Below are 26218 nucleotides of genomic sequence, written 5' to 3' on the forward strand. Positions count from 1 at the left end.
GAGCGCCGACCGCCTCCGTCATACGGTCGGTAGTCGAGTCGTCACAGGTCGCTTCCGGCCGGCGGCTCCCCCTTCACTTTCGAAGTTCCTGCCAGGAGTTCCCCAGTGCCTTCCGCCGGAACAGCCACCCGCCGGGCCGTGCAGCTCGCGGCGCTGCTCACGATGCTGGCCCTCTCCACCGCGCAGCTCGCCGCCGCCCTCGCACCGCACTGCGCGCTCCTGATCTGCGCCACGGCCGCGAGCCTGGCGCTCGACGTGTACCTGCAGCACCGCGACCCGGGCCTGATCGCCGTGCTCGGCAAGATCCGCTTCGACGTCATGGTGCGCCAGCTGCTGCGCGACATACTGCTCCTGATCGGCCTGCTGCGGCTGCACGGCAACGGCTCCCTGCGCGACTACGCGCCGGTCTTCCTCGCCCTCGCGCTGTGCTACGCCACCCACCTGGCCTGCCAGACCCTGGCGATCCTGGTGCGCCGCAGCCGCACCCTGCCGTTCCTCACCCGCAACATCGACGCCTCCGGCCTGGGGCTCTCGCCGGCCCCGCCGCGCCTGCTGGCCCGTCAGCACGGCCGCCGGCTGCTGCGGTTCGCCGTGCCGGCCACCGCGGGCCTGCTGGCGACGGCCGGCACGGGCGAGGGGCGGTGGGCCCTGGCGGGCGTCGGCCTCGCGCTCGCGCTCGGCGCGGCCGGCACCGCGTACCTGGCGACCTGGCTGCTGCCCGGCAAGCGCATCGCCGGCGAGCGGCAGGCGCTGGAGTGGCTGGACGGGTGGCTGGCGGAGTACCGGCCCACCGTCGGCATGTACTTCTCCGGCGGCACCACCTCCGCCTACCAGGCCAACATGTGGCTCTCCACGCTCGGCGCGCTCGGCGGCAACCCGATCGTCGTGCTGCGCGAGCGCTTCATGATGCAGAAGATCGAGGCCACCGACCTGCCCGTCGTGTGCATCCCCAAGGTCGTGCACCTGATGGCCCTGGAGAAGTCCTCGCTGAAGGCGATGCTGCACCCGGCCAACTCCGGCAAGACCTCGCAGGTGCTGCGCATGCCCTCCATCAAGCACGCCTTCATCAACCACGGGGAGAGCGACAAGCTCTCCAGCTGCAACCCGTACGCCAAGGCGTACGACGAGGTCTGGGTCGCCGGCCCCGCCGCCCGCGAGCGCTACCGGCTCGCGGACATCGGCGTCGAGGACAAGGACGTCGTCGAGGTGGGCCGCCCCCAGCTCGCGCCCATCCGCACCGCCGCACCGGGCGCGGCGGCCGGCAAGCCGTACGTCACCGTGCTCTACGCACCCACGTGGGAGGGCTGGGACGGCAACCCGGGCAACACCTCCCTCGTCCTCGCCGGCGAGAACATCGTCCGGGAGCTGCTGGCCGACCCGGGCGTACGGCTGCTGTACAAGCCGCACCCGATGACCGGGTCGGTGGACGGGCGGGCCGCGCGGGCCGACGCGCGCATCCAGGCGATGATCCGTGCGGCGAACGCGGAGCGCAGCGGGCCCCGGCCCGGGCCCGCGGCCGCCGCCGAGCTGGCCCGCCGGACGGCCGAGCTCGACCGGCTGACCACCGCCGCCTTCCGCGAGAGTGCGGACGAGGTGGAGCGCATGCTGCTGCAGAGCACCCCGCCGCCGGGCCGGGCGGAGGCGGTCGAGGCCGCCACGGCCGCCTGGGAGGAGGCGTTCTGGGCCTCGCTGCCGGAGTGGGAGCACCAGGTCGTCACCGACGTGCGGCCGGCTCTGTTCAGCTGCTTCAACCGGTCCGACCTGCTGATCAGCGACGTGTCGAGCGTCGTGTCGGACTTCCTCGTCAGCGAGAAGCCGTACGCGGTGGCGAACACCGGCGGCATGGGCGAGGAGGAGTTCCGGGCGAACTACCCGACCGTGAGCGCGGCGACGATCCTCACCCCGGACGCGCGCGGCGTGGCGCAGCTGCTCGCCGCGGTCCGCGACCCCGCGCTGGACACGCTGGCCCGGGCGCGGCAGGAGCTGAAGGTGCAGCTGCTGGGGCCGGCGGACCCGCCCTCACTGGTCCGCTTCGACGCGGCGGTCACGGCGCTGGCGGCGAAGGCGGACGAGCGGCGGGTACGGATGGAGGCCCGGGCCTCCGAGATCCCCGCACCCCGCCTCGCCTCGGCCGCGGGCGCCTCCCAGCCGGGCGGCTGAGGCGGCGGGGAAGGGACAACCGGAACGTCGTCGGCCGGGCCGCGCACGTGCGCGGCCCGGCCGACGGCGTTCGTCCCCGAGGGGTCGCTCACCCGAACGGGTTGAAGCCCTCGTACTCGTTCTGGGCCTCGTCGCGCTCCGCCTCGCGCTCGCGGCGGCGCTGGGCGGCGGGACGCGGCGCCTCGAAGCGGTGGTCCTCACCGCGGCGGCCCAGCATCTCCGCACCGGCGGACATCGACGGCTCCCAGTCGAAGACGACCGCGTCGTCCTCGGAGCCGATCGCCACGCCGTCGCCCGCCCGGGCACCGGCCTTCATCAACTCCTCCTCGACACCGAGGCGGTTGAGGCGGTCGGCGAGGTAGCCCACGGCCTCGTCGTTGTTGAAGTCGGTCTGGCGCACCCAGCGCTCCGGCTTCTCGCCGCGCACGCGGTAGATGCCGTCGTCCTCCAGGGTGACGGTGAAGCCGGCGTCGTCGACGGCCTTCGGCCGGATGACGATGCGCGTCGCCTCCTCCTTGGGCTTGGCGGCGCGGGCCTCGGCCACGATCTCGGCCAGGGCGAAGGACAGCTCCTTCAGGCCGACGCGGGAGACGGCGGAGACCTCGAAGATGCGGTAGCCGCGGGCCTGCAGCTCAGGGCGGATGATGTCGGCGAGGTCCTTGCCGTCGGGGATGTCGACCTTGTTCAGGACGACGATGCGGGGCCGGTCCTCCAGGCCGCCGTACTCCTTGAGCTCGGCCTCGATGACGTCGAGGTCGGTCAGCGGGTCGCGCTCCGACTCCAGCGTCGCGGTGTCGAGGACGTGCACCAGCACCGAGCAGCGCTCGACGTGCCGCAGGAACTCCAGGCCCAGGCCCTTGCCCTGGCTGGCGCCGGGGATCAGGCCGGGGACGTCGGCGATGGTGTAGACGGTCGAGCCGGCCGTGACCACACCGAGGTTCGGCACGAGGGTGGTGAAGGGGTAGTCCGCGATCTTCGGCTTGGCGGCGGAGAGCACCGAGATCAGCGAGGACTTGCCGGCGCTCGGGTAGCCGACCAGCGCCACGTCGGCGACGGTCTTGAGCTCCAGGACGATGTCCTGGGCGTCGCCCGGCTCGCCCAGCAGCGCGAAGCCGGGGGCCTTGCGGCGGGCGGAGGCCAGCGCCGCGTTGCCGAGGCCGCCGCGGCCGCCCTGGGCGGCGATGTAGGTGGTGCCCTGGCCGACGAGGTCGGCGAGGACGTTGCCGCGCTTGTCGAGGACGACGGTGCCGTCCGGGACGGGCAGCACCAGGTCGGTGCCGTCCTTGCCGGAGCGGTTGCCGCCCTCGCCGGGCTTGCCGTTGGTGGCCTTGCGGTGCGGGCTGTGGTGGTAGTCCAGGAGGGTGGTGACCGACTGGTCGACGACCAGGGTCACGTCACCGCCACGACCGCCGTTGCCCCCGTCGGGGCCGCCGAGCGGCTTGAACTTCTCGCGGTGGACGGAGGCGCAGCCGTGGCCTCCGTTACCCGCGGCGACATGCAGCTCGACGCGGTCCACGAAGGTGGTCATAGCGGTGTGCCTCCAGATACTTACGGGATTGTCTTTGGTGTAACGCAGCGAGGGCGGACCCGCTTCCCGAGCCGGGAAGGGAGGTCCGCCCTCGAACTGTCGTTCTACTGTCGCTCTACGGAGCCTTGATCAGATGATCAGGCGACCGGAACGACGTTGACGACCTTGCGGCCACGGTGGGTGCCGAACTGCACCGCACCGGCCTGCAGCGCGAACAGCGTGTCGTCGCCACCGCGACCGACGCCGGCGCCCGGGTGGAAGTGGGTGCCGCGCTGGCGGACCAGGATCTCACCGGCGAGGACGACCTGACCGCCGAAGCGCTTCACGCCGAGCCGCTGAGCGTTGGAGTCGCGACCGTTCCGAGTGGACGATGCGCCCTTCTTGTGTGCCATGTGTTCTCAGTCCCTTACTTCGCCGGGGCGTCGATGCCGGTGATCTTCAGCGCGGTGTGCAGCTGACGGTGGCCGATCCGCTTCCGGTAGCCCGTCTTGTTCTTGTACTTCTGGATCCGGATCTTGTCGCCCTTGTGGTGGTCGACAACCTCGGCCTGGACCTTCACGCCGGCCAGGACCCAGGGGTCGCTGGTGACGGAGTCACCGTCGACGACCAGCAGCGTGGAGAGCTCGACGGTGTCGCCGACCTTGCTGGTGGAAATACGGTCAACCTCGATGACGTCGCCGACAGCAACCTTCTGCTGGCGGCCGCCGGTGCGCACGATCGCGTACACGCGGAACTCTCTCTCGCTAGGAACGGACCTCTGACGCCAGCCGCTCGCACGGGCCGAAGCACCGTGACGGTCCGAAAGGACGAGCGGCCTCCCCCGACGAGCGCCGGGAGGTGTTTGCTCAGGGGTTCGGTGCCGCACGGGACGCACGGACACCGACGGTCAAGGTTACGGGGCCTTGACCAGGGGGTCAAACCGGGCCCCCGTACCGCAGGTCCTCCGAATCGAAGGACCTGCGGCACAGGGGCCCGCGGCCGTCAGCCCTCCGTGGAGGACTCGGCGGCCACGGCTTCGGCGGCGGCCTTCTTGGTCGCCGTCTTCTTGGCAGGGGCCTTCTTGGCGGTCTTGGTGGCCGCCTTCTTGGCCGTCGCCTTCTTGGCGGTGGTCGCCTTGGCGGTGGTCGTCTTCTTGGCCGCCGCCTTCTTGGCCGTGGTGGTCTTCTTCGCCGCGGTCTTCTTGGCCGTCGCCTTCTTGGCGGCCGTCTTACGGGCCGTCTTCTTGGCGGGGGCCTCCTCCACGGCGCCCTCGGGCTCCTCGGCGGCCTCGGGGGCCTCCACGGCCTCCGCAGCAGCCTCGGGGGCCTCAGGTGCCTCCGGAGCCTCGGCGGCCTCGGCGGTCATCACCTCGACGTCCGCCTCGGCCATCACCACGGGCTCCGCAGCGGCCTCGGCAGCCGGTGCGGCCACCACGACCACGACCTCCTCGGCCGCCTTCGGCGCGCCCGCCGGAGCGGACGCCCGACGGGTCGCCCGGCGCCGCGGCCGCGCGGGAGCGGCGGCCTCGGCGGCCGGCGCCTCCACGGGCTCGACGGGCCGGACGGGCTCGACGGCCTCGACGGGCTCGGCCACCGGCTCGGGAGCCGCCTGCGGCTCCGCTGCCGGAACGACAACCTCCGCCGGCTCGGCGGCCTTCGGCGCACCGGCCGGGGCCGACACCTTGCGGGTCGCCCGGCGACGCGTACGGCCACCGCGGCGCGCGGCCGCCTCGGCCTCGGCGGGGCTGCCGAACCACTCCTCGTCCGCCCCGACCGCCGGCTGAAGGTCGGCCTCGGTCACCGCGACCGGCTCCAGCTCCACGGCCTCGGGGGCCTCGGCCTCGGCGACCGGCGCCTCGGCGAGGGGCGCGGGAGCGGCCTCGACGGCCGCCGCCTTGCCCTTCTTGCGGCCGCGCTTGCCACCGCCACCGCCGCCGGTGCCGACGGTCATGGCGTGGTCCATGTGGACGATCACACCGCGGCCGTTGCAGTGCACGCACTGCTCGGAGAAGGACTCCAGCAGCCCCTGGCCCACCCGCTTGCGGGTCATCTGGACCAGACCCAGCGAGGTCACCTCGGCGACCTGGTGCTTCGTACGGTCCCGGCCCAGGCACTCCAGCAGGCGCCGCAGCACCAGGTCCCGGTTGGACTCCAGCACCATGTCGATGAAGTCGATCACGATGATGCCGCCGAGGTCGCGCAGCCGCAGCTGGCGCACGATCTCCTCGGCCGCCTCCAGGTTGTTCCTGGTGACCGTCTCCTCCAGGTTGCCGCCCTGGCCGGTGAACTTGCCGGTGTTGACGTCGATGACGACCATCGCCTCGGTCCGGTCGATCACCAGCGAACCGCCGCTGGGCAGCCAGACCTTGCGGTCCAGCGCCTTGGCCAGCTGCTCGTCGATCCGGTACGTGGCGAAGACGTCGACCTCCGACGTCCACTTCTGCAGCCGGTCGGCCAGGTCGGGCGCCACGTGCGAGACGTAGCCGTGGATGGTCTGCCACGCCTCGTCACCGCTGACGATGACCTTGGAGAAGTCCTCGTTGAAGATGTCGCGCACGACCCGGACGGTCATGTCCGGCTCGCCGTACAGCAGACTCGGCACGCTGGTCGAGATCTGCTTGGCCTTCTTCTGGATGTCCTCCCACTGCGCCTGCAGCCGCTCGACGTCACGGCGCAGCTCGTCCTCGCTCGCGCCCTCGGCGGCGGTGCGCACGATGACGCCCGCGTCCTCGGGGACGATCTTCTTGAGGATCTGCTTCAGCCGCGCCCGCTCGGTGTCGGGCAGCTTGCGGCTGATGCCGGTCATCGAGCCCTCGGGCACGTAGACCAGGTAGCGGCCGGGCAGCGAGACCTGGCTGGTCAGGCGGGCGCCCTTGTGGCCGATCGGGTCCTTGGTGACCTGGACGAGCACGGACTGGCCGGACTTCAGCGCGGTCTCGATGCGGCGCGGGCCGTTGGCCATGCCGAGCGCCTCGAAGTTGACCTCGCCCGCGTACAGGACGGCGTTGCGGCCCTTGCCGATGTCGACGAAGGCGGCCTCCATCGACGGCAGCACGTTCTGGACCTTGCCCAGGTAGACGTTGCCGACGTAGCTGGTGGCCTGCTCCTTGTTGACGAAGTGCTCGACGAGGACGTTGTCCTCCAGCACGCCGATCTGGGTGCGGTCACCCTGCTGACGCACGACCATCACGCGCTCGACGGCCTCGCGGCGCGCCAGGAACTCCGCCTCGGTGATGATCGGCACCCGGCGGCGGCCCTGCTCACGGCCCTCGCGGCGGCGCTGCTTCTTCGCCTCCATGCGGGTCGAGCCCTTGATGGACTGCACCTCGTCGAAACCGGTGCCGCCCTCCAGACGCGAGGCGCGCGGCTCACGGACCTTGACGACCGTGCGCTCCGGCTCGTCCGCACCCGGCTCGGCCTCGATCGACTCACCGCTGCGGCGGCGACGGCGACGACGGCGACGGCTGCCCGCGGACGACGAGACGCCCTCCTCGGCCTCCTCGCCCTCTTCCTCGCCGGCCTCGGGCTCCTCCTCCGCGGCGGCCTCCTCGGCCGTCACGTCCTCCTCGGCACCCTCGGCGTCGGCGGCCTCGCCACGGCGCCGGCGGCGACCGCCCCGGCGGCGACGGCGCGACGGGCGCTCGCCCTCCTCGCGCTCCTCGTCCTCCGCCTCGGCAGCCTCCTCCTCGGCGGCCTCCTCGGCCTCGGTCACGACCGGCTCGGCAACCTCGGCGGGCTCGCCGCGGCGCCGCCGGCGGCGGCGCGACGGACGCTCGGCCGGCTCCTCCTCGGCCTCCACCTCGACCTGCCGCTCCTCGGCAGCGGCCGCGGCAGCGGCGGCAGCAGCGGTCTCCGGCGTCTGGAACATCGGCTCGGTGAACACCGGAGCCTGGAAGACCGCCGTCGGCGGCTTCGCGGCACGGCGGCGTCCGGGCGCCTCCTGCGCACCGCGCTCGACGACCTCGGCGGCCTCGGCGATCGCGTCGCTCTCCTCGGCCAGCACCGGCGCGGCCAGCGGCTCGCCGACGGGCGCCGTGGCGCGGCGGGTGGCCCGGCGGCGGGTACGGCCGGCGGGCGCGGCGGCCTCGGCGGCCTCCTCGCGCTCCTCGGCGACGGCCTCGGGGGCGGCGACCTCACGGGTCGCACGACGACGACGGCGGGCGGGAGCGGCGGCCTCCTCAGCAACCTCCTCGCGCTCCTCGGCAACAGCCTCAGGAGCGGCGACCTCACGGGTCGCACGACGGCGGCGACGTGCCGGGGCCTCGACGGCCTCCTCAGCGGCCTCCTCGCGCTCCTCGGCGACGGCCTCCGGCGCGGCAACCTCACGGGTCGCGCGGCGACGGCGACGTGCCGGAGCGGCGGCGGGGGTCTCGACGGCCTCCTCGGCCGGAGCGGCGGCGGGCTCGGCGGCAGTCACGACGGTCTCGGTCTCCTGCACGGCACCCACCGGCGCGGACACCTCACGCGTCGCACGACGACGGCGACGGGCAGGGGCAGCGGCAGCCGGGGCCTCGACGACGGCCTCCTCGGCCGGCGCGGGGGCAGTCTCGGCGGCGGCCACGACCGTCTCGGTCTCCTGCACGGCACCCACCGGCGCGGACACCTCACGCGTCGCACGACGACGGCGACGGGCGGGGGCAGCGGCAGCCGGGGCCTCGACGGCCTCGACGACAGCCTCCTCAGCGGCCTCCTCGGCCTCTTCGGTCTCCTCCGGCTCCTCGGTGACGGCGGCCTCGGTGGGCACGGTCTCCTCGGGAGCGGCCGGGGCGGTCACCTCGCGGGTGACCCGGCGACGGCGGCGCGCCGGGGCGGCGGCCTCCGCGGCCTCCTCGGGGGCGCCCTCCAGGGCGGCCTCGGCGAGCTCCGGGGTGGTCTCGGGAGCCTCGGCGGCGCGCGTGGCGCGGCGGCGCGTCCGGGCGGCGGGCTGCTCGGGGGCGGCCTCGGCGGTCACGGCCGGCTCGGCGGCCTTGCGGGTGGCCCGGCGGCGCGGCGTACGGGCGGCGGGTGCCTCCTCGGCGGCGGCCTCGGCAGCCTCCGGGGCCTCGGCAGGGGCGGCCTCGGCAGCCGGTGCGGCGGCCTTGCGGGTGGCCCGGCGGCGCGGCGTACGGGCGGCGGCCGCCGCCTCCTCGGCGGCGGCCCCGGCCGGCTCGGCCTGTGCCGGCGCCTCGGCGGCGGCCTCGGCAGCCTCCGGGGCCTCGGCAGGGGCGGCCTCGGCGGCCGGTTCGGCGGCCTTGCGGGTGGCCCGGCGGCGCGGCGTACGGGCGGCGGCCGCCGCGGCCTCGGCCACGGCCTCGGCGGGCTCGGCCTGTGCCGGCGCCTCGGCGGCGGCAGTGGTCTTGCGGGTCACGCGGCGGCGGGGCCGCGCGGGGGTCTCCGCGGCGGCGGCCGGCTCGGCGGCGGCCTCGGGGGCCGAACCGGTGACCGGCTCGGCGGCAGCCCCGGCGGGCGGGCCGGCCGGGCGGGACGCCGCACGGCGGCGGCGCCTCGGCGGCAGCGTGTCGCTGGGGCTGTTGTCGTTGTTGTTGCCGGCGACGCTGTGTGCGCCCTCCGGCCCCATGGGCTCAGTGGAATCGAGCATGCGGGCGGTTCTCCCGTCACGCTCCCGGGCGCCGCGCCGTTCTCCGGCCGCCGCGCCGCGTGATGAGCGCGGTACCGCAGTCCGGGGCGCGGTCGCCGCACGGGAGCTGTCGTCTCACTCGCCGGGTCCGTATCTCGACGGCACCGGCGAAAGTCTCCTGGTCAGTGCGCCTGCCGGACCGGGTGGCTCCCTGGTGGCGCGGCGGCGCGTCGGCGGCCGTCCCAAAGGGAACCTTCCGGCACCTGCTACGCGGCTCCCGGCCCGGCGGCCGTGGGTGCAGCGGCCGGGGCGGCGTCGCGGTCGGGCGCGAGCGGATCGGTCACCGTGCCGGACTCCTCATCGAGCAGCCCCTGCGCCAGCCTGGTCACCGCAGCGGGGACCGGCGGCGCCAGGTCGGCCACAGCGCGGAGACCGGACAGGACGTCGTCGGGTCGTACGGCAGGTGTCGCATGCCGAACTACCAGCCGCAGTATCGCACAGGCACCGTTGCCCGGCCTATCGGCCGGAGCGTCGAGCGCCTCGAGTCGGCACACGGCGCCCCGTGCGTCGAAGGTGCGCATGCCGTTCTTGGTGCGGCGCTGCACCTCCACCGCGTCCGCGGCGAGGAACGCCGCCACGGCGCGCTCGGCGTCCGCGACGTCCACGCCGTCGAGCCGCATCTCCCACACGGAGGCCTGCAGCCGGTCGGCGAACGAGGAGGTGTGCGCCTCCACGGCGTCGACGACGTCGAGCCCGTCGGGCAGCGAGTCGTCGAGCAGCGTGCGCAGCAGCGCCGGCTCGCGGGCCTCGGCGAGCTGGATCTCCAGGTACTCGGCCTCGCTGGCGGTACCGGTCGGCGCGGCGTTCGCGTACGACACCTTGGGGTGCGGGGTGAAGCCGGCCGAGTAGGCCATGGGCACCTCGGCACGGCGCAACGCCCGCTCGAAGGCGCGCTGGAAATCGCGGTGGCTGGTGAACCTCAGGCGGCCGCGCTTGGTGTAGCGCAGGCGGATGCGCTGCACCACGGGTGCCGGCGGCGGGCCTTCGGGCTGTCGCTTGCCCAGTGTTCTAGTCCTTCGTGAGTGCGGTCGTACTGCTACCTAGAGTACGTGCAGCGAGGGCCCCGCCGACCTGGCAGGACCCTCGCCCGAACATATTCGCTACTTGACGACCGAGAGCGGCAGAAGCTTCTTGCCGGTCGGGCCGATCTGGATCTCGGTCTGCATCGCCGGGCACACGCCGCAGTCGAAGCAGGGCGTCCAGCGGCAGTCCTCGACCTCGGTCTCGTCGAGGGCGTCCTGCCAGTCCTCCCAGAGCCAGTCCTTGTCCAGGCCGGAGTCCAGGTGGTCCCAGGGCAGGACCTCCTCGTACGTGCGCTCGCGCGTGGTGTACCAGTCGACGTCGACGCCCATGGTGGGCAGCGTCGCCTCGGCGCACTTCATCCAGCGGTCGTAGCTGAAGTGCTCGCGCCAGCCGTCGAAGCGGCCGCCGTCCTCATAGACGGCGCGGATCACGGCGCCCACGCGGCGGTCGCCGCGCGAGAGCAGGCCCTCGATGATGCCGGGCTTGCCGTCGTGGTAGCGGAAGCCGATCGAGCGGCCGTACTTCTTGTCGCCGCGGATCTTGTCGCGCAGCTTCTCCAGCCGCGCGTCGGTCTCCTCGGCGGACAGCTGCGGCGCCCACTGGAACGGCGTGTGCGGCTTGGGCACGAAGCCGCCGATGGAGACGGTGCAGCGGATGTCGTTGGACTTGGAGACCTCGCGGCCCTTGGCGATCACGTTCATCGCCATGTCCGCGATCTGCAGCACGTCCTCGTCGGTCTCGGTGGGCAGGCCGCACATGAAGTACAGCTTCACCTGACGCCAGCCGTTGCCGTACGCGGTGGCGACGGTGCGGATCAGGTCCTCCTCCGAGACCATCTTGTTGATGACCTTGCGCATGCGCTCGGAGCCGCCCTCGGGGGCGAAGGTCAGGCCGGAACGGCGGCCGTTGCGCGTGAGCTCGTTGGCGAGGTCGACGTTGAAGGCGTCCACGCGGGTCGACGGCAGGGAGAGACCGATCTTGTCCTCCTCGTACCGGTCGGCCAGGCCCTTGGCGACCTCACCGATCTCGGTGTGGTCGGCCGAGGACAGCGACAGCAGGCCGACCTCCTCGAAGCCGGTGGCCTTCAGGCCCTTCTCCACCATCTCGCCGATGCCGGTGATGCTGCGCTCGCGCACCGGGCGGGTGATCATGCCGGCCTGGCAGAAGCGGCAGCCACGGGTGCAGCCGCGGAAGATCTCCACGGACATCCGCTCGTGCACGGTCTCGGCCAGCGGCACCAGCGGCTGCTTCGGGTACGGCCACTCGTCGAGGTCCATCACGGTGTGCTTGGACACGCGCCACGGCACGCCGGAGCGGTTGGGCACGACGCGCCCGATGCGGCCGTCGGCCAGGTACTCCACGTCGTAGAAGCGCGGCACGTACACGCCGCCGGTCTTCGCCAGGCGCAGCAGCAGCTCGTCGCGGCCGCCGGGACGGCCCTCGGCCTTCCACTCCCGGATGATCTTCGTGATCTCCAGGACGGCCTGCTCGCCGTCACCGATGACGGCGCAGTCGATGAAGTCCGCGATCGGCTCGGGGTTGAACGCGGCGTGCCCGCCGGCCACGACCACCGGGTGGTCGATCGTGCGGTCCTTGGCCTCCAGCGGAATGCCGCCGAGCTCCAGCGCCGTGAGCATGTTGGTGTAGCCCAGCTCGGTGGAGAAGCTCAGGCCGAACACGTCGAACGCGCCGACGGGACGGTGCGAGTCCACCGTGAACTGCGGCACGTCGTGCTCGCGCATCAGCGCTTCCAGGTCCGGCCACACGCTGTAGGTGCGCTCGGCGAGCACGCCCTGCTGCTCGTTGAGGACCTCGTAGAGGATCATGACGCCCTGGTTGGGCAGACCGACCTCGTACGCGTCCGGGTACATCAGGGCCCAGCGGACGTCGCACTCGTCCCACGGCTTGACGGTGGAGTTGAGCTCGCCGCCTACGTACTGGATCGGCTTCTGCACATGCGGGAGCAGGGCTTCGAGCTGCGGGAAAACCGACTCGACAGACATCGCTGGACCTTCGTGAGCTGACAGGGGTGACCCTCAAGAGTAACGTGCCCGCCTGCGGTGCCTGCGCGGTGATCTTTCCCCGGCCCCGCCCTTTCACCGTTTCCCGGGGGCTCCGCCCCCGGACCCCCGGTCCTCAAACGCCGGACGGGCTGATTTCAGCCCGTCCGGCGTTTGAGGACACCGGGCGGAGCCCGGTCCCGGGGGTGCTAGGGGGCGCAGCCCCGCTAGGAAACGGTGAAAGGGCGGGGCCGGGGCTCGGCTCGCCGCAGGCGCGCCCCCGTCACGGCAGGGGACGCACCTGGGCCCAGGCGCCCGCCAGCTCCCGTTCGTCCTCCGCCGCCCGGTGCTCCTCCCTGCCGTACAGCAGCCCGTACGTGAACGTCGCCTCTCCCGCCACCGCCGCCTGGGCGGCGATCGTCTGCAGGGCCGTGCGGGTCAGGACGCTGTCCTGGTGGTCGCCCAGCACCGTCTGCACCGCCTTCACGTCCCGCGCGAAGCGCTTCGCCGGCTTGCCCAGCGCCGGGGTCGCGGCCTCCGCCGCGTAGCGGGCGCGTTTGGCGGCCTTGCGGGCCTCGTGCAGGGCGAGGTCCCGGGCCCGGCCCGGTTCCGTGGCCAGGGCGTGCTCCACGCGTGCCGCCAGGCGCGCGTGGTCGCGCCGGAGGGCCTTGGTGAGCACCGGTTCCGCGGGGCGCCCCGCGGCGGGCCGCAGGGGTGGGTCGGCGAGGAGGGCGTCGAGCGCTTCGAGCAGGGCGAGGTAGCGCTTGCCGTCCAGTACGGCGGTCACTTGCCGCCGCGTTTCGGCCCGATTGCGGGTGGCCCAGATGCGCAGCCGGGCCCGTACCGGCCCGCGCACCAGCGGTCGCGGCACGTCCTCCAGTGCTTCGCGCAGGCGTTCCACGAGTACTTCGCGGTCGCGGTCGACGCCGAGTTGCGCGGCGAGCCATTTGAGTTCCTCGCCGATCGGGTCGGTCGCGCGCCGGTCGAGGATCTTGCCGTAGGTGCGCAGGGCGCTGCGCAGCCGCCGGGTGGCCACCCGCATCTGGTGGACGGCGTCCTCGGTGCCCAGCCGTGCGCCCGGGTCGAGGGCGACGACGGTTTCGGCGTGTTCGCGCAGGTAGGCGAGTATGTGTTCGCCGGCCGTGGCCGGCTCGGCGGGGGGCTGCGGGGCCGGGTGGGCAAGGCCCAGTCCGTCCAGGGCGCGGGCGAGTTTGCTGGGGGCCGGGGAGGGCCGCAGTCCGGCTTTGCGCAGGTGGGGTTCGAGGGTGTCGAGGAGGGCGGGGTCGCCGCCCGGGGCGAGTTCGACCTCGGCCTCGGTCCATTGCAGGGGCCCCCGGTCGCCGTCCGGCCGCTCGGCGGTGACCGCATCCGTACTGGCCTCGGCCAGCAGCGTGCCGTCGGCGGCGAGGAGGTGCTGGACCGCGCGGCGCGTGACGATCCGTACGAGGGGCAGCAGCGCCTCCTCGCGCGTACGGGAGCGGACGAGCCCCGCCAGCCGGGGCGGGACGCGCTCGCCGAGGGGGACGCGGATCTCGTCCCGTACCCCGGGGGCGACGGGCAGTTTCAGGTGCCAGCCCGCGTCGGTGCCGCCGCTGCGGCGGCGCAGGGTGATGCCGGCCGCGGCCAGGCGCAGGTCGGCGGTGTCGTAGTAGACGGCGTCGAGCTCGACCGTCTCCTGGTGGGTGACGGCGGCGACGGGCCCGGCGCCGCTGAGGTCGGGCAGGTGGGCCCTGCCACTGTCGTTCTCGGCTTCGTACTTCCGCTCGATCTCTCGCACGGTGTCCGCCATGACGCCGAATCTAGTGCGCGAACGCCGTCGTGGGCAGCCTCAGGCGGACACCGGTCGTTGCGCCTTGATGGACTGCAGGAGGCCGACAGCTATCCACGCGGCGAACATGGAGGAGCCGCCGTAGGAGACGAAGGGCAGGGGCAGGCCGGTGACGGGCATGATCCCGAGGGTCATGCCGATGTTCTCGAAGCTCTGGAAGGCGAACCAGGCGATGATTCCGGCGGCCACGATGGTGCCGTAGAGCTCGGTGGTCTCACGGGCGATCCGGCAGGCGCGCCAGAGGACGACGCCGAGCAGGAAGATGATGGTGCCGGCGCCGAGGAAGCCGAGTTCCTCGCCGGCGACGGTGAAGATGAAGTCGGTCTGCTGTTCGGGGACGAACTGGCCGGTGGTCTGGGAGCCGTGGAAGAGGCCGGAGCCCGTCAGGCCGCCGGAGCCGATGGCGATGCGGGCCTGGTTGGTGTTGTAGCCGACGCCGGAGGGGTCGAGGGCGGGGTTGGCGAAGGCGGCGAAGCGGTTGATCTGGTACTCGTCGAGGACGCCGAGCTGCCAGACGAGGACGCAGCCGATGACGCCGGCGCCCAGGAGCCCTGCGATCCAGCGGTTGGAGGCGCCGGAGGCGAGCAGCACGGCCAGGACGATGACCACGAGCACCATGACGGAGCCGAGGTCGGGCATGAGCAGGATGACGGCGATGGGCAGGCCGGCGAGGCCCAGGGCCTGGACGACGGTGCGGTGGTCGGGGTGGCGGCGTTCGCCGCCATCGACCTTGCCGGCGAGCAGCATGGCCATGCCCAGCGTGATGGTGATCTTGGTGAATTCGGAGGGCTGGATGGAGAAGCCCCCGCCGAGCTGGATCCAGGAGCGGGCGCCGTTGATGGTGGCGCCGAGCGGGGTCAGGACGGCCAGGGTGAACAGCACCGAGACGCCGTAGAGGATCGGCACGGCGCCGCGCAGCGAGCGGTGGCCGAGCCAGACCGCGCCGACGGCGAGGGCGAGCCCTATGCCGGTGTTGAGGACGTTGCGCAGCAGGAAGTAGTACGGGTCGCCCTGATTGAGCTCGGTGCGGTTGCGGGTGGCGGAGTACACGAGCAGGGTGCCGATGCCGGACAGCGCCAGGGCGGCGAGCAGCATCACCCAGTCCAGGCGGCGTACGACGGAGTCGCGCGCGGTCAGCCGGGACCAGGTGCCGCGCTCGGGGCTGAAGCGGCGGACGCGGTAGCCCTCGGTGGTGCTCATCGGAGGGTGTCCTCCCTGCGGCCGGGGGCCTCGGGCGAGGGCTCCGCCGGGTCGGACGGCGCGCCGTCGGACGGGGAGGCCGAGGGCGAGGCGGAGTCGGAGGCGGACGGGCTGGGCGAGGGCATGGGCTGGGCCTCGATGGTGCCGTCCTTGTCGATCTTCGGCAGCTTGGTCTCCGGGTGCGGCAGCAGGGCCTTCTTCTCGTCGATCTTGCCCTGGTCGTCGACGCCGTACAGCGCGTTGTAGATCTTGCGCACGGCCGGGCCGGAGGCGCCGGAGCCGGTGCCGCCCTGGGAGATCGTCATCACGACCGTGTAGTCGTCGGTGTAGGTGGCGAACCACGAGGTGGTCTGCTTGCCGTAGACCTCGGCGGTACCCGTCTTGGCGTGCATGGCGATCTGCTTCTGCGGCCAGCCCTCGAACCGCCAGGCCGCGGTGCCGCGGGTGGCGACGCCGGCGAGCGCGGCGTCGAGCTGGTCGCGCAGCCTGCCGTCGAAGGGCAGCTTCCCGTGGGCGGTGGGCGGGATCTCCTTCACGCTCCTGCCGTCGGGGCTGATGACCGCCTTGCCGATGGTGGGGTTGTACAGGGTGCCGCCGTTGGCGATGGCCGCGTAGATGGTGGCCATCTGGATGGGGGTGACGAGGGTGTCGCCCTGGCCGATGGAGTAGTTGACGGAGTCACCGGCGCGCATGCGCATGCCGGAGACGCAGTTCTCCTGGGCGATCTTCCCGGCGTAGCTCTCGTCGTTGCCCTGCTTGCACCAGGTGTCCTTGTTGGCCTCCCAGTAGCGCTTCTTCCACTCCCGGTCGGGGACGCGGCCGCGCACCTCGTTGGGCAGGTCGATGCCGGTCTCCTTGCCGAGGCCGAACTGGTGGGCGGTCTTGTAGAACCAGTCCGCCGGGTGCTTGGGATTGTTGCCGCCGTCCTTCTGCCACTGGCGGTAGGCCAGGTCGTAGAAGACGGTGTCGCAGGAGACCTCCAGCGCCTGGCCGAGGTCGATGGGGCCGTAGCCCTTGGACTCGAAGTTCTTGAAGACCTGGCTGCCGATGCTGTACGAGCTGGAGCAGTTGTAGTGGTCGGTGAAGGAGTAGCCGGCGTTGACGGCGGCCGTGGTGCTGATGACCTTGAAGATGGAGCCGGGGGCGGCCTGGCCCTGGATGGCGCGGTTGAGCAGCGGGAAGCCGGAGTCCTCGCCGGTGAGGGCCTTGTAGTCCTTGGCGGAGATGCCGCCGACCCAGGCGTTGGGGTCGTAGGTGGGGTTGGAGGCCATGGCGACGACGCGCCCGGTCTTCGACTCCATCACCACCACGGCTCCGGCATCGGCCTTGTAGGTGGTGCCGGTGTTGCGGTCGACCTCCTTGCGGGCGTCCTTCATCGCCTGGTCGAGCTCGCGTTCCGCTATGGCCTGCACCCGGGCATCGATGCTGGTGACGATGTTGGAGCCGGGCTGGGCCTTGTCGCTCCTGGCCTTGCCGATGACGCGGCCGAGGTTGTCGACCTCGTAGCGGGTCACGCCGGCCTTGCCGCGCAGCGCCGTGTCGTACTGCCGCTCCAGGCCGCTGCGGCCGACCTGGTCGGAGCGCAGCAGCGGGGAGCGGCTCTTCTTGGCCTTGGTGATCTCCTCGTCCGTCACGGGCGAGAGGTAGCCGAGGACCTGTGCGGTGTTGGAGCCGCCGGGCCCGGGGTAGCGGCGTACGGCGGTGGGCTCGGCGGTGATGCCGGGGAAGTCCTCCTGGCGCTCGCGGATCTGCAGCGCCTGCTGGGTGGTGGCCTCGTCGGTGATGGGGATCGGCTGGTAGGGCGAGCCGGCCCAGCAGGGCTTGGGGGTCTTCGCGTCGCACAGCCGCACCTTGGCGGCGACGTCCTCGGGCTTGAGGCCGAGCACGCCGGCGAGGCGGGTGAGCACGCCCCTGCCCTTGTCCTTCATCCGCATCAGGTCGGTGCGGTTGGCCGAGACCACCAGGCGGGTCTCGTTGTCGGCGAGCGGCACGCCGCGGGCGTCGAGGATCGAGCCGCGGGTGGCGGGGGCGACGACCTGCTGGATGTGGTTGCTGGCCGCCTCGGCGGTGTACTGGTCGCCGTTGCGGATCTGCAGGTACCACAGCCGGCCGGCGAGGGTGAGCAGGAGCGAGAAGACCAGGACCTGGATGACAACCAGCCGGATCGTCACCCTCCGGCCCGCTTCGCGAAGGTTCCTCAAAGCCGCCGCACCCCCTTGATCTTCTGCTTCCTCCCCTGTCCAGCGAGCAGCCCGCTGCGCTGCGTGCCCATCAGGCCGCGGCGGCCGCCGAGCCGGGAGCGGCGGGTGCGGCCGATGCGGAAGGTGCCGGCGGAGCGGGGCCGGTAGGTGTTCTCGCTCGCGGCCGCCACGGGCGTGCCGTCGCCGGTGAGCGGGTCCCCGGCGGTCTGCCGGGCCAGCGCCATGACCAGCGGGACGGTGAACGGCGCCAGCAGCAGGTCGTACGCGGCGGCGGTGAGCACCAGCCCGCTCAGCCCCACGTGCCGGGCCGCGGTGTCGCCGACCAGCGAGCCCACGCCCGCGTACAGCAGCGTGGAGAGCACGGCCGCGCCCACCACGGCGACCATGGGCACGGTGGCCGAGCGCACCCGGCCGGTCTCGGGCTTGGCCAGGCCCACGAGGTAGCCGATGACGCACAGGACGAGCGCGTAGCGGCCGGTGGCGTGGTCGGCGGGCGGGGCGAGGTCGGCGAGCAGGCCGGCGCCGAAGCCGATGAGGCAGCCGGCGGTGTGGCCGTAGACCAGGCCGAGGCCGACGACCACCAGGAGCATCAGGTCCGGGACGGCGCCGGGCAGGTGGAGCCGGGCGAAGACGCTCACCTGGAGGACCAGGGCCACCACGACGAGCACGGTCGAGAGCAGGATCCGGTTCAGGCGCATGTCGTCAGTCCTGGGGCTTGGCGCTCGGGCTGGGGGTGACGGTGACGGTGACGGTCACGGTGGGGGCCGGCTTGGGCGCCTCCGGCTTGGGCGGCAGGACGGTGTCGCGCGGATCGTCACGAGGGGCCTCGACGACGACGCCGACGATGTCGAGCTTGCTGAAGCCGACGAAGGGACGCACCTGCAGGGTGCGGGTCAGGCCACCGGCGGAGGGCTCGACGCGCACCACCTCGCCGACGGGGACGCCGGGCACGAAGGGCTTGTCCTTGCTGGAGCCGAAGGTGACCAGGCGGTCGCCCTTGTGGACGGCGGCCTTGCCGTTGAGCAGTTCCACGCGCAGGGCGCTGTCGCCCTGGCCGCCGGCGAAGCCGAGTTCACCGGTCTTCTCCATGCGGGTGCCGACGGTGAACTTGGGATCGCTGGCCAGCAGGACGGTGGAGGTGCCCGGGGCGACGGTGGTGACGCGGCCGACGAGGCCGTCGCCGTTGATGACGGTCATGTCGCGGCGGACGCCGTCGTCGCTGCCGATGTCGATGGTGACGGTCCAGGAGAAGCCCTGGGCCGCTCCTATGGCGATGACCTGGGCGCCCTTGATCCCGTACTGGCCGCGGCCGGCGGTCTTCAGCAGGGCGTCGAGCTCGCGCGTGCGGCCGCGGTTGCGGTCGTCGCTGCCGAGGCGCTGCTTGAGGGCGGTGTTCTCCCGTTCGAGTTCGGCGATGCGGCTGCTGCGGTCGCCGGAGTCGCGGACGGCGGCGACGGCGTCGCCGACCGGGTCCACCGCCGCCGCCACGCCCTTCTCCACGGGGCCGAAGGCGGAGGCGGCGGCGTGGCGGACACCGTCGAGCGGGGACTGTTCACCACCGCGGATGTCGACCGTGATCAGCGCGAAGGCGATCGCGATCAGCAACACCAGCAGCAGCCGGCTCTCTCGTGTGTCCCTCACGTGCGGCGGCGTGCCCTTCTCGTCGGACCGCCCGGCTGCGGGTCCGGACGGTCATTAGGGAGCGTTCTGCCTGTATATCAGTTTGTTTCGGCGGCAAGGGGATTGCCGCCGTCGGTGGCCGCCCGACCGCTAGCGGCGCGGCTGGGCGTCGAGCACCTGCTGCAGGGCCTCGAACTCCTCCACGCACTTGCCCGAGCCGAGGGCGACGGAGTCCAGCGGGTCCTCGGCGATGTGGATGGGCATGCCGGTCTCCCGGCGCAGCCGCTCGTCCAGGCCGCGCAGCAGGGCGCCGCCTCCGGTGAGAACGATGCCGCGGTCCATCACGTCACCCGACAGCTCGGGCGGGCACTTGTCGAGGGTGGTCTTGACGGCGTCGACGATGGAGTTGACCGGCTCCTCGATGGCCTTGCGGACCTCCGCGGCGGAGATGACCACGGTCTTGGGCAGCCCGCTGACGAGGTCGCGGCCGCGGATCTCGGTGTGCTCGTCCTGCTCCAGGTCGTAGGCGGAGCCGATGGTGATCTTGATCTGTTCGGCGGTGCGCTCGCCCAGCAGGAGGCTGTACTCCTTCTTGATGTGCTGGATGATCGCGTTGTCCAGCTCGTCGCCGGCGACCCGGATGGACTGCGCGGTGACGATGCCGCCCAGGGAGATCACGGCCACCTCGGTGGTGCCGCCGCCGATGTCGACGACCATGTTGCCGGTGGCCTCGTGGACGGGCAGGCCGGAGCCGATGGCCGCCGCCATGGGCTCCTCGATGATGTGCACCTGACGCGCACCGGCCTGGGTGGAGGCCTCGATCACGGCGCGGCGCTCGACGCCGGTGATGCCGGAGGGCACGCACACCACGACACGCGGACGGGCCATCCAGCGGCGCTTGTGGATTTTCAGGATGAAGTAGCGCAGCATGCGCTCGGTGATCTCGAAGTCGGCGATCACACCGTCCTTGAGCGGGCGCACCGCGACGATGTTGCCGGGGGTCCGGCCGATCATCTTCTTGGCCTCGGCACCGACCGCCAGGATGCCACCGGTGTTCGTATTGATCGCGACGACTGACGGTTCGTTGAGAACGATCCCCCGGCCTCTGACGTACACCAGCGTGTTGGCGGTCCCGAGGTCGACAGCCATGTCACGGCCGATGAACGACATGTTGTTCCCCATGAGGATGCGTCTGGCCTTCCCAGTTTGAGCGATCGCTTACTCGAGGTCGGCAGGTGTGGTGCGCTGCGGGCGCGGAGGCTTCATCGTAGTCTCGACCGGTCGGACGCGGCGCGAGGGTTCCTCCGCCATTGTCGGCGGAACACGAGCCGGCCCCAGTAATGGTGACGTCGTGTCGGAGTGAGAGGTTCCCTCGTTCGGCGCGCATATGCCGGGGGGCGACCGAAAGGAAATCGGTCGCCCCTGATCAGAATGGGCGTTCGTATCCGCCGTATCCGCCGGTTTCAGGAGAGGCCGGGAAAGAAAATCTTGATTTCCCGCTCCGCGGAGCCCTCGGAGTCCGAGGCATGGATGAGGTTCTCGCGCGTGATGGTGCCGAAGTCACCCCTGATGGAGCCGGGAGCGGCCGAGATCGGGTCGGTCGGGCCGGCCAGCGCCCGCACGCCCTCGATCACGCGCTCGCCCTCGACGACCAGGGCGACGACGGGGCCGGAGGACATGAAGCCCATCAGCGGCTCGTAGAAGTCGCGGCCCACGTGCTCGGCGTAGTGCTGCTCAAGGGTGCCGCGGTCCAGCGTGCGCAGCTCCAGCGCGGAGATCGTCCAGCCGGCCTTGCGCTCGATACGGGCGATGATCTCGCCGATCAGCCCGCGGCGGACCGCGTCCGGCTTGAGGAGGACGAGGGTGCGCTGGCTCATGCTGCGGCTCCTTGGAGGGGACTCGTAAAGGTGATCGTGCCCGGTTGGGCGGAAGGGTACAGGCAGGGTGCGCCGCACCGACAATCCGGCTACTGCGCCTCCGCCTGGGCGGCCGCGAAGCGGGCCTTGGCCTCGTCGACCTTGCGGCCGAAGTGGACCGAGGTCCACCACAGGCCGGCGAAGACCGCGCCGAGGATGAACATCATCGGCACGACCAGACCGCTCGCGATCAGCCCCAGCTGCAGCGCCCAGCCCAGGGCCACGCCGCCGGGCCGGGTGAGCATGCCGCACAGCAGCACGCTGAGCACCATGGCCGTGCCGCTGACGGCCCAGACCGTGCCCGTGGACAGGTCGGAGGTCTGCATGGCCACCAGGCCCGCGAAGCCGATGACGAAGAATTCACCGATCAGGGTGCTCGCGCACAGCGTCCGCATCGTCAGCCCCTGCCCTTCAGCAGCAGCCGGGCCTCGCCGACCGTGACGACCGAGCCGGTGACCAGGACGCCGGCGCCGGCGTACTCGTCCTCCTCCTCGGCCAGGGTGATCGCCGCCTCCAGCGCGTCGTCCAGGCGCGGCTCGACCTGCACGCGCTCGGCGCCGAAGACCTCGACCGCCAGGGCGGCCAGCTCGTCGACGTCCATGGCGCGCGGGGTGGAGTTGCGGGTGACGACGACCTCGGCGAAGACCGGCTCGAAGGCCTCGAGCAGGCCCTTGACGTCCTTGTCGCCGCTGGTGCCGACGACGCCGATCAGGCGGCTGAAGCCGAACGCCTCGGTGATGCCCTCGGCCGTGGCCTGCGCGCCGGCCGGGTTGTGCGCGGCGTCCAGGACGACGGTGGGGCTGCGGCGCACGACCTCCAGGCGGCCCGGGGAGGTGACGGAGGCGAAGGCGCGGCGCACGGTGTCGATGTCCAGCGGCCGGGCGTGCTGCGAGCCGATGCCGAAGAAGGCCTCGACGGCGGCCAGCGCGACGGCGGCGTTGTGCGCCTGGTGCGCCCCGTACAGCGGCAGGAAGACGTCCTCGTACTCGCCGCCCAGGCCGCGCAGGGTCAGCAGCTGGCCGCCGACGGCGACCTCGCGGGAGACGACGCCGAACTCCATGCCCTCGCGGGCGACCGTGGCGTCCACCTCGACGGCGTGCTTGAGGAGCACCTGGGCGGCGTCCACGGGCTGCTGGGCGACCACCGCGGTGGCGCCGGTCTTGATGATGCCGGCCTTCTCGGTGGCGATCTCGGCGGGCGTGGTGCCCAGCCGGTCGGTGTGGTCGAGCGCTATCGGCGTGACCACGGCCACGGTGCCGTCGACGACGTTGGTGGCGTCCCAGGTGCCGCCCATGCCCACCTCGACGACGGCCACGTCGACCGGCGCGTCGGCGAAGGCGGCGTACGCCATGCCCGTGAGGACCTCGAAGAAGGAGAGCCGGAACTCCTCGCGCTCGTCGACCATGCGCACGTACGGCTCGATGTCGCGGTAGGTCTCGATGAAGCGCTCGGCGGCGATCGGCGCGCCGTCCAGGCTGATGCGCTCGGTGACCGACTGCACGTGCGGGCTGGTGTAGCGGCCGGTGCGCAGGTCGAAGGCGCCCAGCAGCGCCTCGATCATGCGGGCGGTGCTGGTCTTGCCGTTGGTGCCGGTGATGTGGATGGCGGGGTAGGCGCGCTGCGGCTGGCCCAGGATGTCCATGAGGGCCTCCATGCGGCCCAGCGAGGGGTCGAGCTTGGTCTCGCCCCAGCGCCCGGCGAGCTCGGCCTCCACCTCGCGCAGCGCCCGGTCGACCTCGGGGTCCTCCGGACGGGCGGGCACGCCGTCGCCCTGCGGCGGCCCGGCCTGGGTGCGCAGGGTCCGGCTGCCGGCCTCGATCACGGCCAGGTCGGGGTCACGGCCGGTCTCGGTCTCGACGATCTCCTCGAACGTCTCGTTCGCGTCGTTTCCGCCGGTTTCACCGGCCTCGTCACGTCCGGTATCGCCGTTGTCGTCGTTCATGGGGCGCTCGCTCACGGCGACCAGTCTACGGACCCCGGGCGGCCGCGGGGCCGGGGCGCCCCCGGCGCCAAGGGGAGCGGATTGATCCGCTTTGCCCTACGTTGGGAGACGATGGCATCGGCGTCCGGGGGCCCGAAGGACCCGGACCGGCTGCAGGCCGTCCTGCAGGCGGTCCTGGAGGCGCTGCCCGGCGGCGCCCTCCTGCAGGGCCCCACCGACGAGGTCCTGGCCGTCAACCGCCGCTTCACCGAGCTGTTCGGCGTGCCGGGCCCCGGCAGCGGCGCGGCCCCGACCCCCGGCGTCCATGTGCACCGGGTCGCCGAGCTGCCGCTCGCCGACGGCCGCGTCGTCCGCCGCGAGGTCGAGCCCCTGCGCGACGGGGACGCGTACCTGGGCGCCCTGTGGGTCTTCACCGACATCACCGCCGCCAAACGCCGCGAGCGCGACCTGGAGCGCGACAACCGGGCCCTGACCGAGCTGGCCCGGCAGCGCAACGCCTTCACCGCCGCCGCCTCCCACGAGCTGCGCACCCCCCTGTCGTCCATCAGCAGCTTCGGCGAGCTCCTCGCCGACCCGTCCTTCGGCACCCTCACCGACGAGCAGCAGTCCTTCCTGCAGGCCATCCGGCGCAACGCCGAACGCATGCAGCGGGTGATCTCCGACCTGCTGCTGACCACCCGGATGCGGGCCCCGGGAGCCGAGCCCGGACTGGAGCTCGGCGACATCGACGTGCCGCAGCTGCTCCTGGACGCCCTCCTGGAACACATGCCCGCCATCGAGCGCGCCGGCCTGTTCGCCGTCCTGGACTGCGCGCCCGGACCCACCCTGCGCGGCGACGCGCACCGGCTGCGGCACGTACTGGGAAACCTGCTGGAGAACGCCGCCAAGTTCACCCCGCCCGGCGGCCGCATCGGCATCGCCGCGGCCCTGCGCGGGGTGCACTGGGACATCGAGGTCACCGACACCGGCATCGGCATCCCCGAGGAGTCCCGCCACGAGATCTTCACCGGCTTCGTCCGCGCCCCCAACGCCCGCTCCGGCGGCTACCCCGGCACCGGCCTGGGCCTGGCCATCGCCCGCACCGTCGTCGAACTCCACGCCGGCACCATCACCGCCGGCGGCCGGGCCGGCGAGGGCGCGGCCTTCCGCATCCGGCTGCCGGTCGCCGGACCCGCTGCCGGACCCGCTGCCGGACCCCACGCCGCCGACCCGGCCGGAGGAGCGCCATGACCCGCGTCCTTCTCGTCGAGGACGACCCCGACCTGGCCCTGGCCGTACGCGTCCTGCTCGCCCGCAACGGCTACGAGGCCCTGCACGCCGAGGACGGCCGCGAGGCCCTGCGGCTGCTGTTCGCCGAACGCCCCGCCCTGATGATCCTCGACATCGGCCTGCCCGGCCTCGACGGCTGGGACGTGCTGGAGCGCACCCGCGACATGTCCGACCTGCCCGTCCTGCTGCTCACCGCGCGCGGCGCCGAGAGCGACCGCGTACGCGGCCTGCGCGCCGGCGCCGACGACTACCTTCCCAAGCCCTTCGGCAACGACGAGCTCCTCGCCCGCGTCGAGGCGCTGCTGCGCCGCAGCGCCCCCGCCCGCTGGGCGGGCGAGAACCACGGCGAGGACGGGCTGCGCCTGGTGCCCGAACGCCGCTCGGCGATCTGGCAGGGCCACGAGACCCGGCTCAGCGACATCGAGTACCGGCTGCTGCAGCTCCTCGTCCGCAACCGCGGCCGGGTGATCACCACCGAGCAGCTGCTGGACCGCGTCTGGGACGACCCGGAGGGCACCGGCCGGGAACGGGTGAAGTTCGCGGTGCTGCGGCTGCGCCGCAAACTGCGCCAGGCCGCGGGCGACGAGGCCGCCGACCCGCTGGAGGCCGTGCGCGGCCTCGGCTACCGCTACCGGCCGCCGGGGGACGAAGGTCCCTGACCGCACCGGGACCAAGGTCCCCGATCATCCGTTCGCAACCGTCCGGCAACCGAAGACCCTCCCGCCCCGCAACCGACGCACCACAGGCTCGTGAGCGTTCGCCGTCGTCGTCCGCTCCAGGAGTCCTTCTCGTGCTGTCCCTGCCCCCGCGCAGCGTCGCGATCGTCCTCGGCACCCGCCCCGAGCTCGTCAAGCTCACCGACCTCGTGCGCCTCCTCGGCCCCGCCGCGCACCTCGTCCACACCGGGCAGCACTACGACGAGAACCTCTCCGGCCGCTTCCTGACCGAGCTGGGCCTGCCCGAGCCGACCTTCCTCACCGGCGTCGGCGGACAGCCCCGCGCCGTCCAGATCTCCGCCGCCCTGGCCCAGCTCGACGACCTCTTCACCGCCGAGCCGCCGCTGGCCGTCGTCGTCCAGGGCGACACCAACGCCGCCCTCGCCGGCGCCCTGGCCGCCAACGCCCGCGGCATCCCGCTGCTGCACGTCGAGGCCGGCCTGCGCAGCCACGACCGCAACATGCCCGAGGAGCACAACCGCGTCCTGATCGACCGCATCGCCGACGTGCTGTGCGCCGCCACCGAGGACAACCGGGCCAACCTGCTCGCCGAAGGCATCGACGACGCGCGCATCGCCGTCACCGGCAACACGGTCGTCGAGGCCGTCCACGGGCAGCTGCCCGCCGCCGCGGAGCGCGCCGCGCTCCTGCAGAGTCACGGGCTCGTGGCCGACGGCTACGTCCTGGCCACCGTGCACCGGCCCGAGAACACCGACTCCACGGCCGCCCTGCGGGCCGTCCTCACCGAGCTCGGCGCCCTGGCCTCGGCCGACCGGCCCGTCCTGCTGCCGCTGCACCCGCGCACCCGCGGCCGCATCGAGGCCGCCGGCCTCGGCGGCCTCCTCGCCCCGCTGACCGTCACCGCGCCGCTCGGCTACGCCGAGTTCCTCGGCCTCGCCCGGCACGCGGCACTGCTCGTCTCCGACTCCGGCGGCATCCAGGAGGAGTGCACCGTCCTCGGCCGGCCACTGGTCGTGGTGCGGCGCTCCACGGAGCGGCCGGAGGCCATGGCGGACTTCGCGGAGCTGGTGGAGCCGGGGCCCGGGATCGGTGCGGCGGCCCGGCGCCGCCTGGCCGAGGGCCCGGCGGGGCTGGCACGGCTCGCCACCCTGCCGAGCCCCTTCGGGGACGGGCGCGCGTCGGAGCGCATCGTCACCCTGCTGACGGCGATCGCGGCCCCGGCCGAACTGGCCGCCGCGGCGTAGGAGTCATTCCCCGAC

Annotated in this window: 19 protein-coding genes; 4 read left to right on the top strand and 15 right to left on the bottom strand. The window is 72.9% G+C overall.

Annotated features, from left to right (window positions below):
• Positions 1–105: 105 nt before the first annotated feature.
• Complete coding sequence (locus tag ABD361_RS08840; RefSeq protein ID WP_344434306.1) at positions 106–2160, top strand: hypothetical protein; 2055 nt, start codon at positions 106–108, stop codon at positions 2158–2160.
• 88 nt (positions 2161–2248) lie between these two features.
• Here ABD361_RS08840 and obgE read toward each other — a convergent pair whose 3' ends face one another.
• The 15 genes from obgE to folC all read right to left on the bottom strand — a co-directional run bounded on the left by obgE (position 2249) and on the right by folC (position 23013).
• Positions 2249–3688, bottom strand: coding sequence for a GTPase ObgE (obgE, locus tag ABD361_RS08845; protein ID WP_344434307.1), 1440 nt, complete (start codon positions 3686–3688; stop codon positions 2249–2251).
• 137 nt (positions 3689–3825) lie between these two features.
• Positions 3826–4080, bottom strand: a complete 255-nt coding sequence (gene rpmA / locus ABD361_RS08850; protein ID WP_344434308.1) for a 50S ribosomal protein L27 — start codon at positions 4078–4080, stop codon at positions 3826–3828.
• Positions 4081–4094: 14 nt separating this feature from the next.
• Complete coding sequence (rplU, locus tag ABD361_RS08855; RefSeq protein ID WP_344434309.1) at positions 4095–4415, bottom strand: 50S ribosomal protein L21; 321 nt, start codon at positions 4413–4415, stop codon at positions 4095–4097.
• A 254-nt stretch (positions 4416–4669) separates the two neighbouring features.
• Positions 4670–9244: an Rne/Rng family ribonuclease gene (locus ABD361_RS08860; protein WP_344434311.1), complete on the bottom strand. Its 4575-nt coding sequence runs from the start codon at positions 9242–9244 to the stop codon at positions 4670–4672.
• Positions 9245–9489: 245 nt separating this feature from the next.
• Positions 9490–10245, bottom strand: a complete 756-nt coding sequence (locus tag ABD361_RS08865; RefSeq protein WP_344434593.1) for a TIGR03936 family radical SAM-associated protein — start codon at positions 10243–10245, stop codon at positions 9490–9492.
• 138 nt (positions 10246–10383) lie between these two features.
• On the bottom strand, positions 10384–12309 hold the full coding sequence (locus ABD361_RS08870; RefSeq protein WP_344434312.1) for a TIGR03960 family B12-binding radical SAM protein: 1926 nt from the start codon (positions 12307–12309) through the stop codon (positions 10384–10386).
• A gap of 280 nt (positions 12310–12589) precedes the next feature.
• The gene (locus tag ABD361_RS08875) at positions 12590–14095 is read right to left on the bottom strand and encodes a CYTH and CHAD domain-containing protein (RefSeq protein ID WP_344434313.1); all 1506 of its coding nucleotides are present in this window, start codon (positions 14093–14095) and stop codon (positions 12590–12592) included.
• Between the two features lie 39 nt (positions 14096–14134).
• Entirely contained in the window at positions 14135–15334 is a 1200-nt protein-coding gene (rodA, locus tag ABD361_RS08880) for a rod shape-determining protein RodA (protein ID WP_344434314.1), read from the bottom strand.
• Positions 15331–17535: a penicillin-binding protein 2 gene (mrdA, locus tag ABD361_RS08885; RefSeq protein ID WP_344434315.1), complete on the bottom strand. Its 2205-nt coding sequence runs from the start codon at positions 17533–17535 to the stop codon at positions 15331–15333. Before mrdA ends, rodA begins: the two co-directional genes overlap by 4 nt.
• Entirely contained in the window at positions 17532–18233 is a 702-nt protein-coding gene (gene mreD / locus ABD361_RS08890) for a rod shape-determining protein MreD (RefSeq protein WP_344434316.1), read from the bottom strand. The genes mrdA and mreD overlap by 4 nt, the downstream gene beginning before the upstream one ends.
• Before the next feature lie 4 nt (positions 18234–18237).
• Complete coding sequence (mreC, locus tag ABD361_RS08895) at positions 18238–19176, bottom strand: rod shape-determining protein MreC (RefSeq protein ID WP_344434317.1); 939 nt, start codon at positions 19174–19176, stop codon at positions 18238–18240.
• Positions 19177–19305: 129 nt separating this feature from the next.
• A complete protein-coding gene (locus ABD361_RS08900) occupies positions 19306–20325 on the bottom strand; it encodes a rod shape-determining protein (protein ID WP_004950903.1) in 1020 nt (339 codons plus the stop codon).
• Between the two features lie 293 nt (positions 20326–20618).
• Positions 20619–21032: a nucleoside-diphosphate kinase gene (ndk, locus tag ABD361_RS08905; protein ID WP_344434318.1), complete on the bottom strand. Its 414-nt coding sequence runs from the start codon at positions 21030–21032 to the stop codon at positions 20619–20621.
• A gap of 89 nt (positions 21033–21121) precedes the next feature.
• Complete coding sequence (locus ABD361_RS08910; protein ID WP_344434319.1) at positions 21122–21466, bottom strand: DUF4233 domain-containing protein; 345 nt, start codon at positions 21464–21466, stop codon at positions 21122–21124.
• Between the two features lie 2 nt (positions 21467–21468).
• Positions 21469–23013: a bifunctional tetrahydrofolate synthase/dihydrofolate synthase gene (gene folC / locus ABD361_RS08915; RefSeq protein ID WP_344434594.1), complete on the bottom strand. Its 1545-nt coding sequence runs from the start codon at positions 23011–23013 to the stop codon at positions 21469–21471.
• A 111-nt stretch (positions 23014–23124) separates the two neighbouring features.
• On the opposite strand from folC, the gene ABD361_RS08920 reads away from it, so the two are divergent.
• The 3 genes from ABD361_RS08920 (at position 23125) to wecB (ending at position 26203) form a co-directional block, all read left to right on the top strand.
• Complete coding sequence (locus ABD361_RS08920) at positions 23125–24243, top strand: PAS domain-containing sensor histidine kinase (protein ID WP_344434320.1); 1119 nt, start codon at positions 23125–23127, stop codon at positions 24241–24243.
• A complete protein-coding gene (locus ABD361_RS08925) occupies positions 24240–24941 on the top strand; it encodes a response regulator transcription factor (RefSeq protein WP_344434322.1) in 702 nt (233 codons plus the stop codon). Before ABD361_RS08920 ends, ABD361_RS08925 begins: the two co-directional genes overlap by 4 nt.
• Before the next feature lie 134 nt (positions 24942–25075).
• Positions 25076–26203 carry a non-hydrolyzing UDP-N-acetylglucosamine 2-epimerase gene (gene wecB / locus ABD361_RS08930; protein WP_344434595.1) on the top strand — a complete coding sequence of 376 codons (1128 nt, stop codon included), beginning with the start codon at positions 25076–25078 and terminating at the stop codon, positions 26201–26203.
• Positions 26204–26218 lie beyond the last annotated feature (15 nt).

Source organism: Streptomyces luteosporeus, from assembly GCF_039532865.1.
Taxonomy (GTDB): Bacteria; Actinomycetota; Actinomycetes; order Streptomycetales; family Streptomycetaceae; genus Streptomyces; species Streptomyces luteosporeus.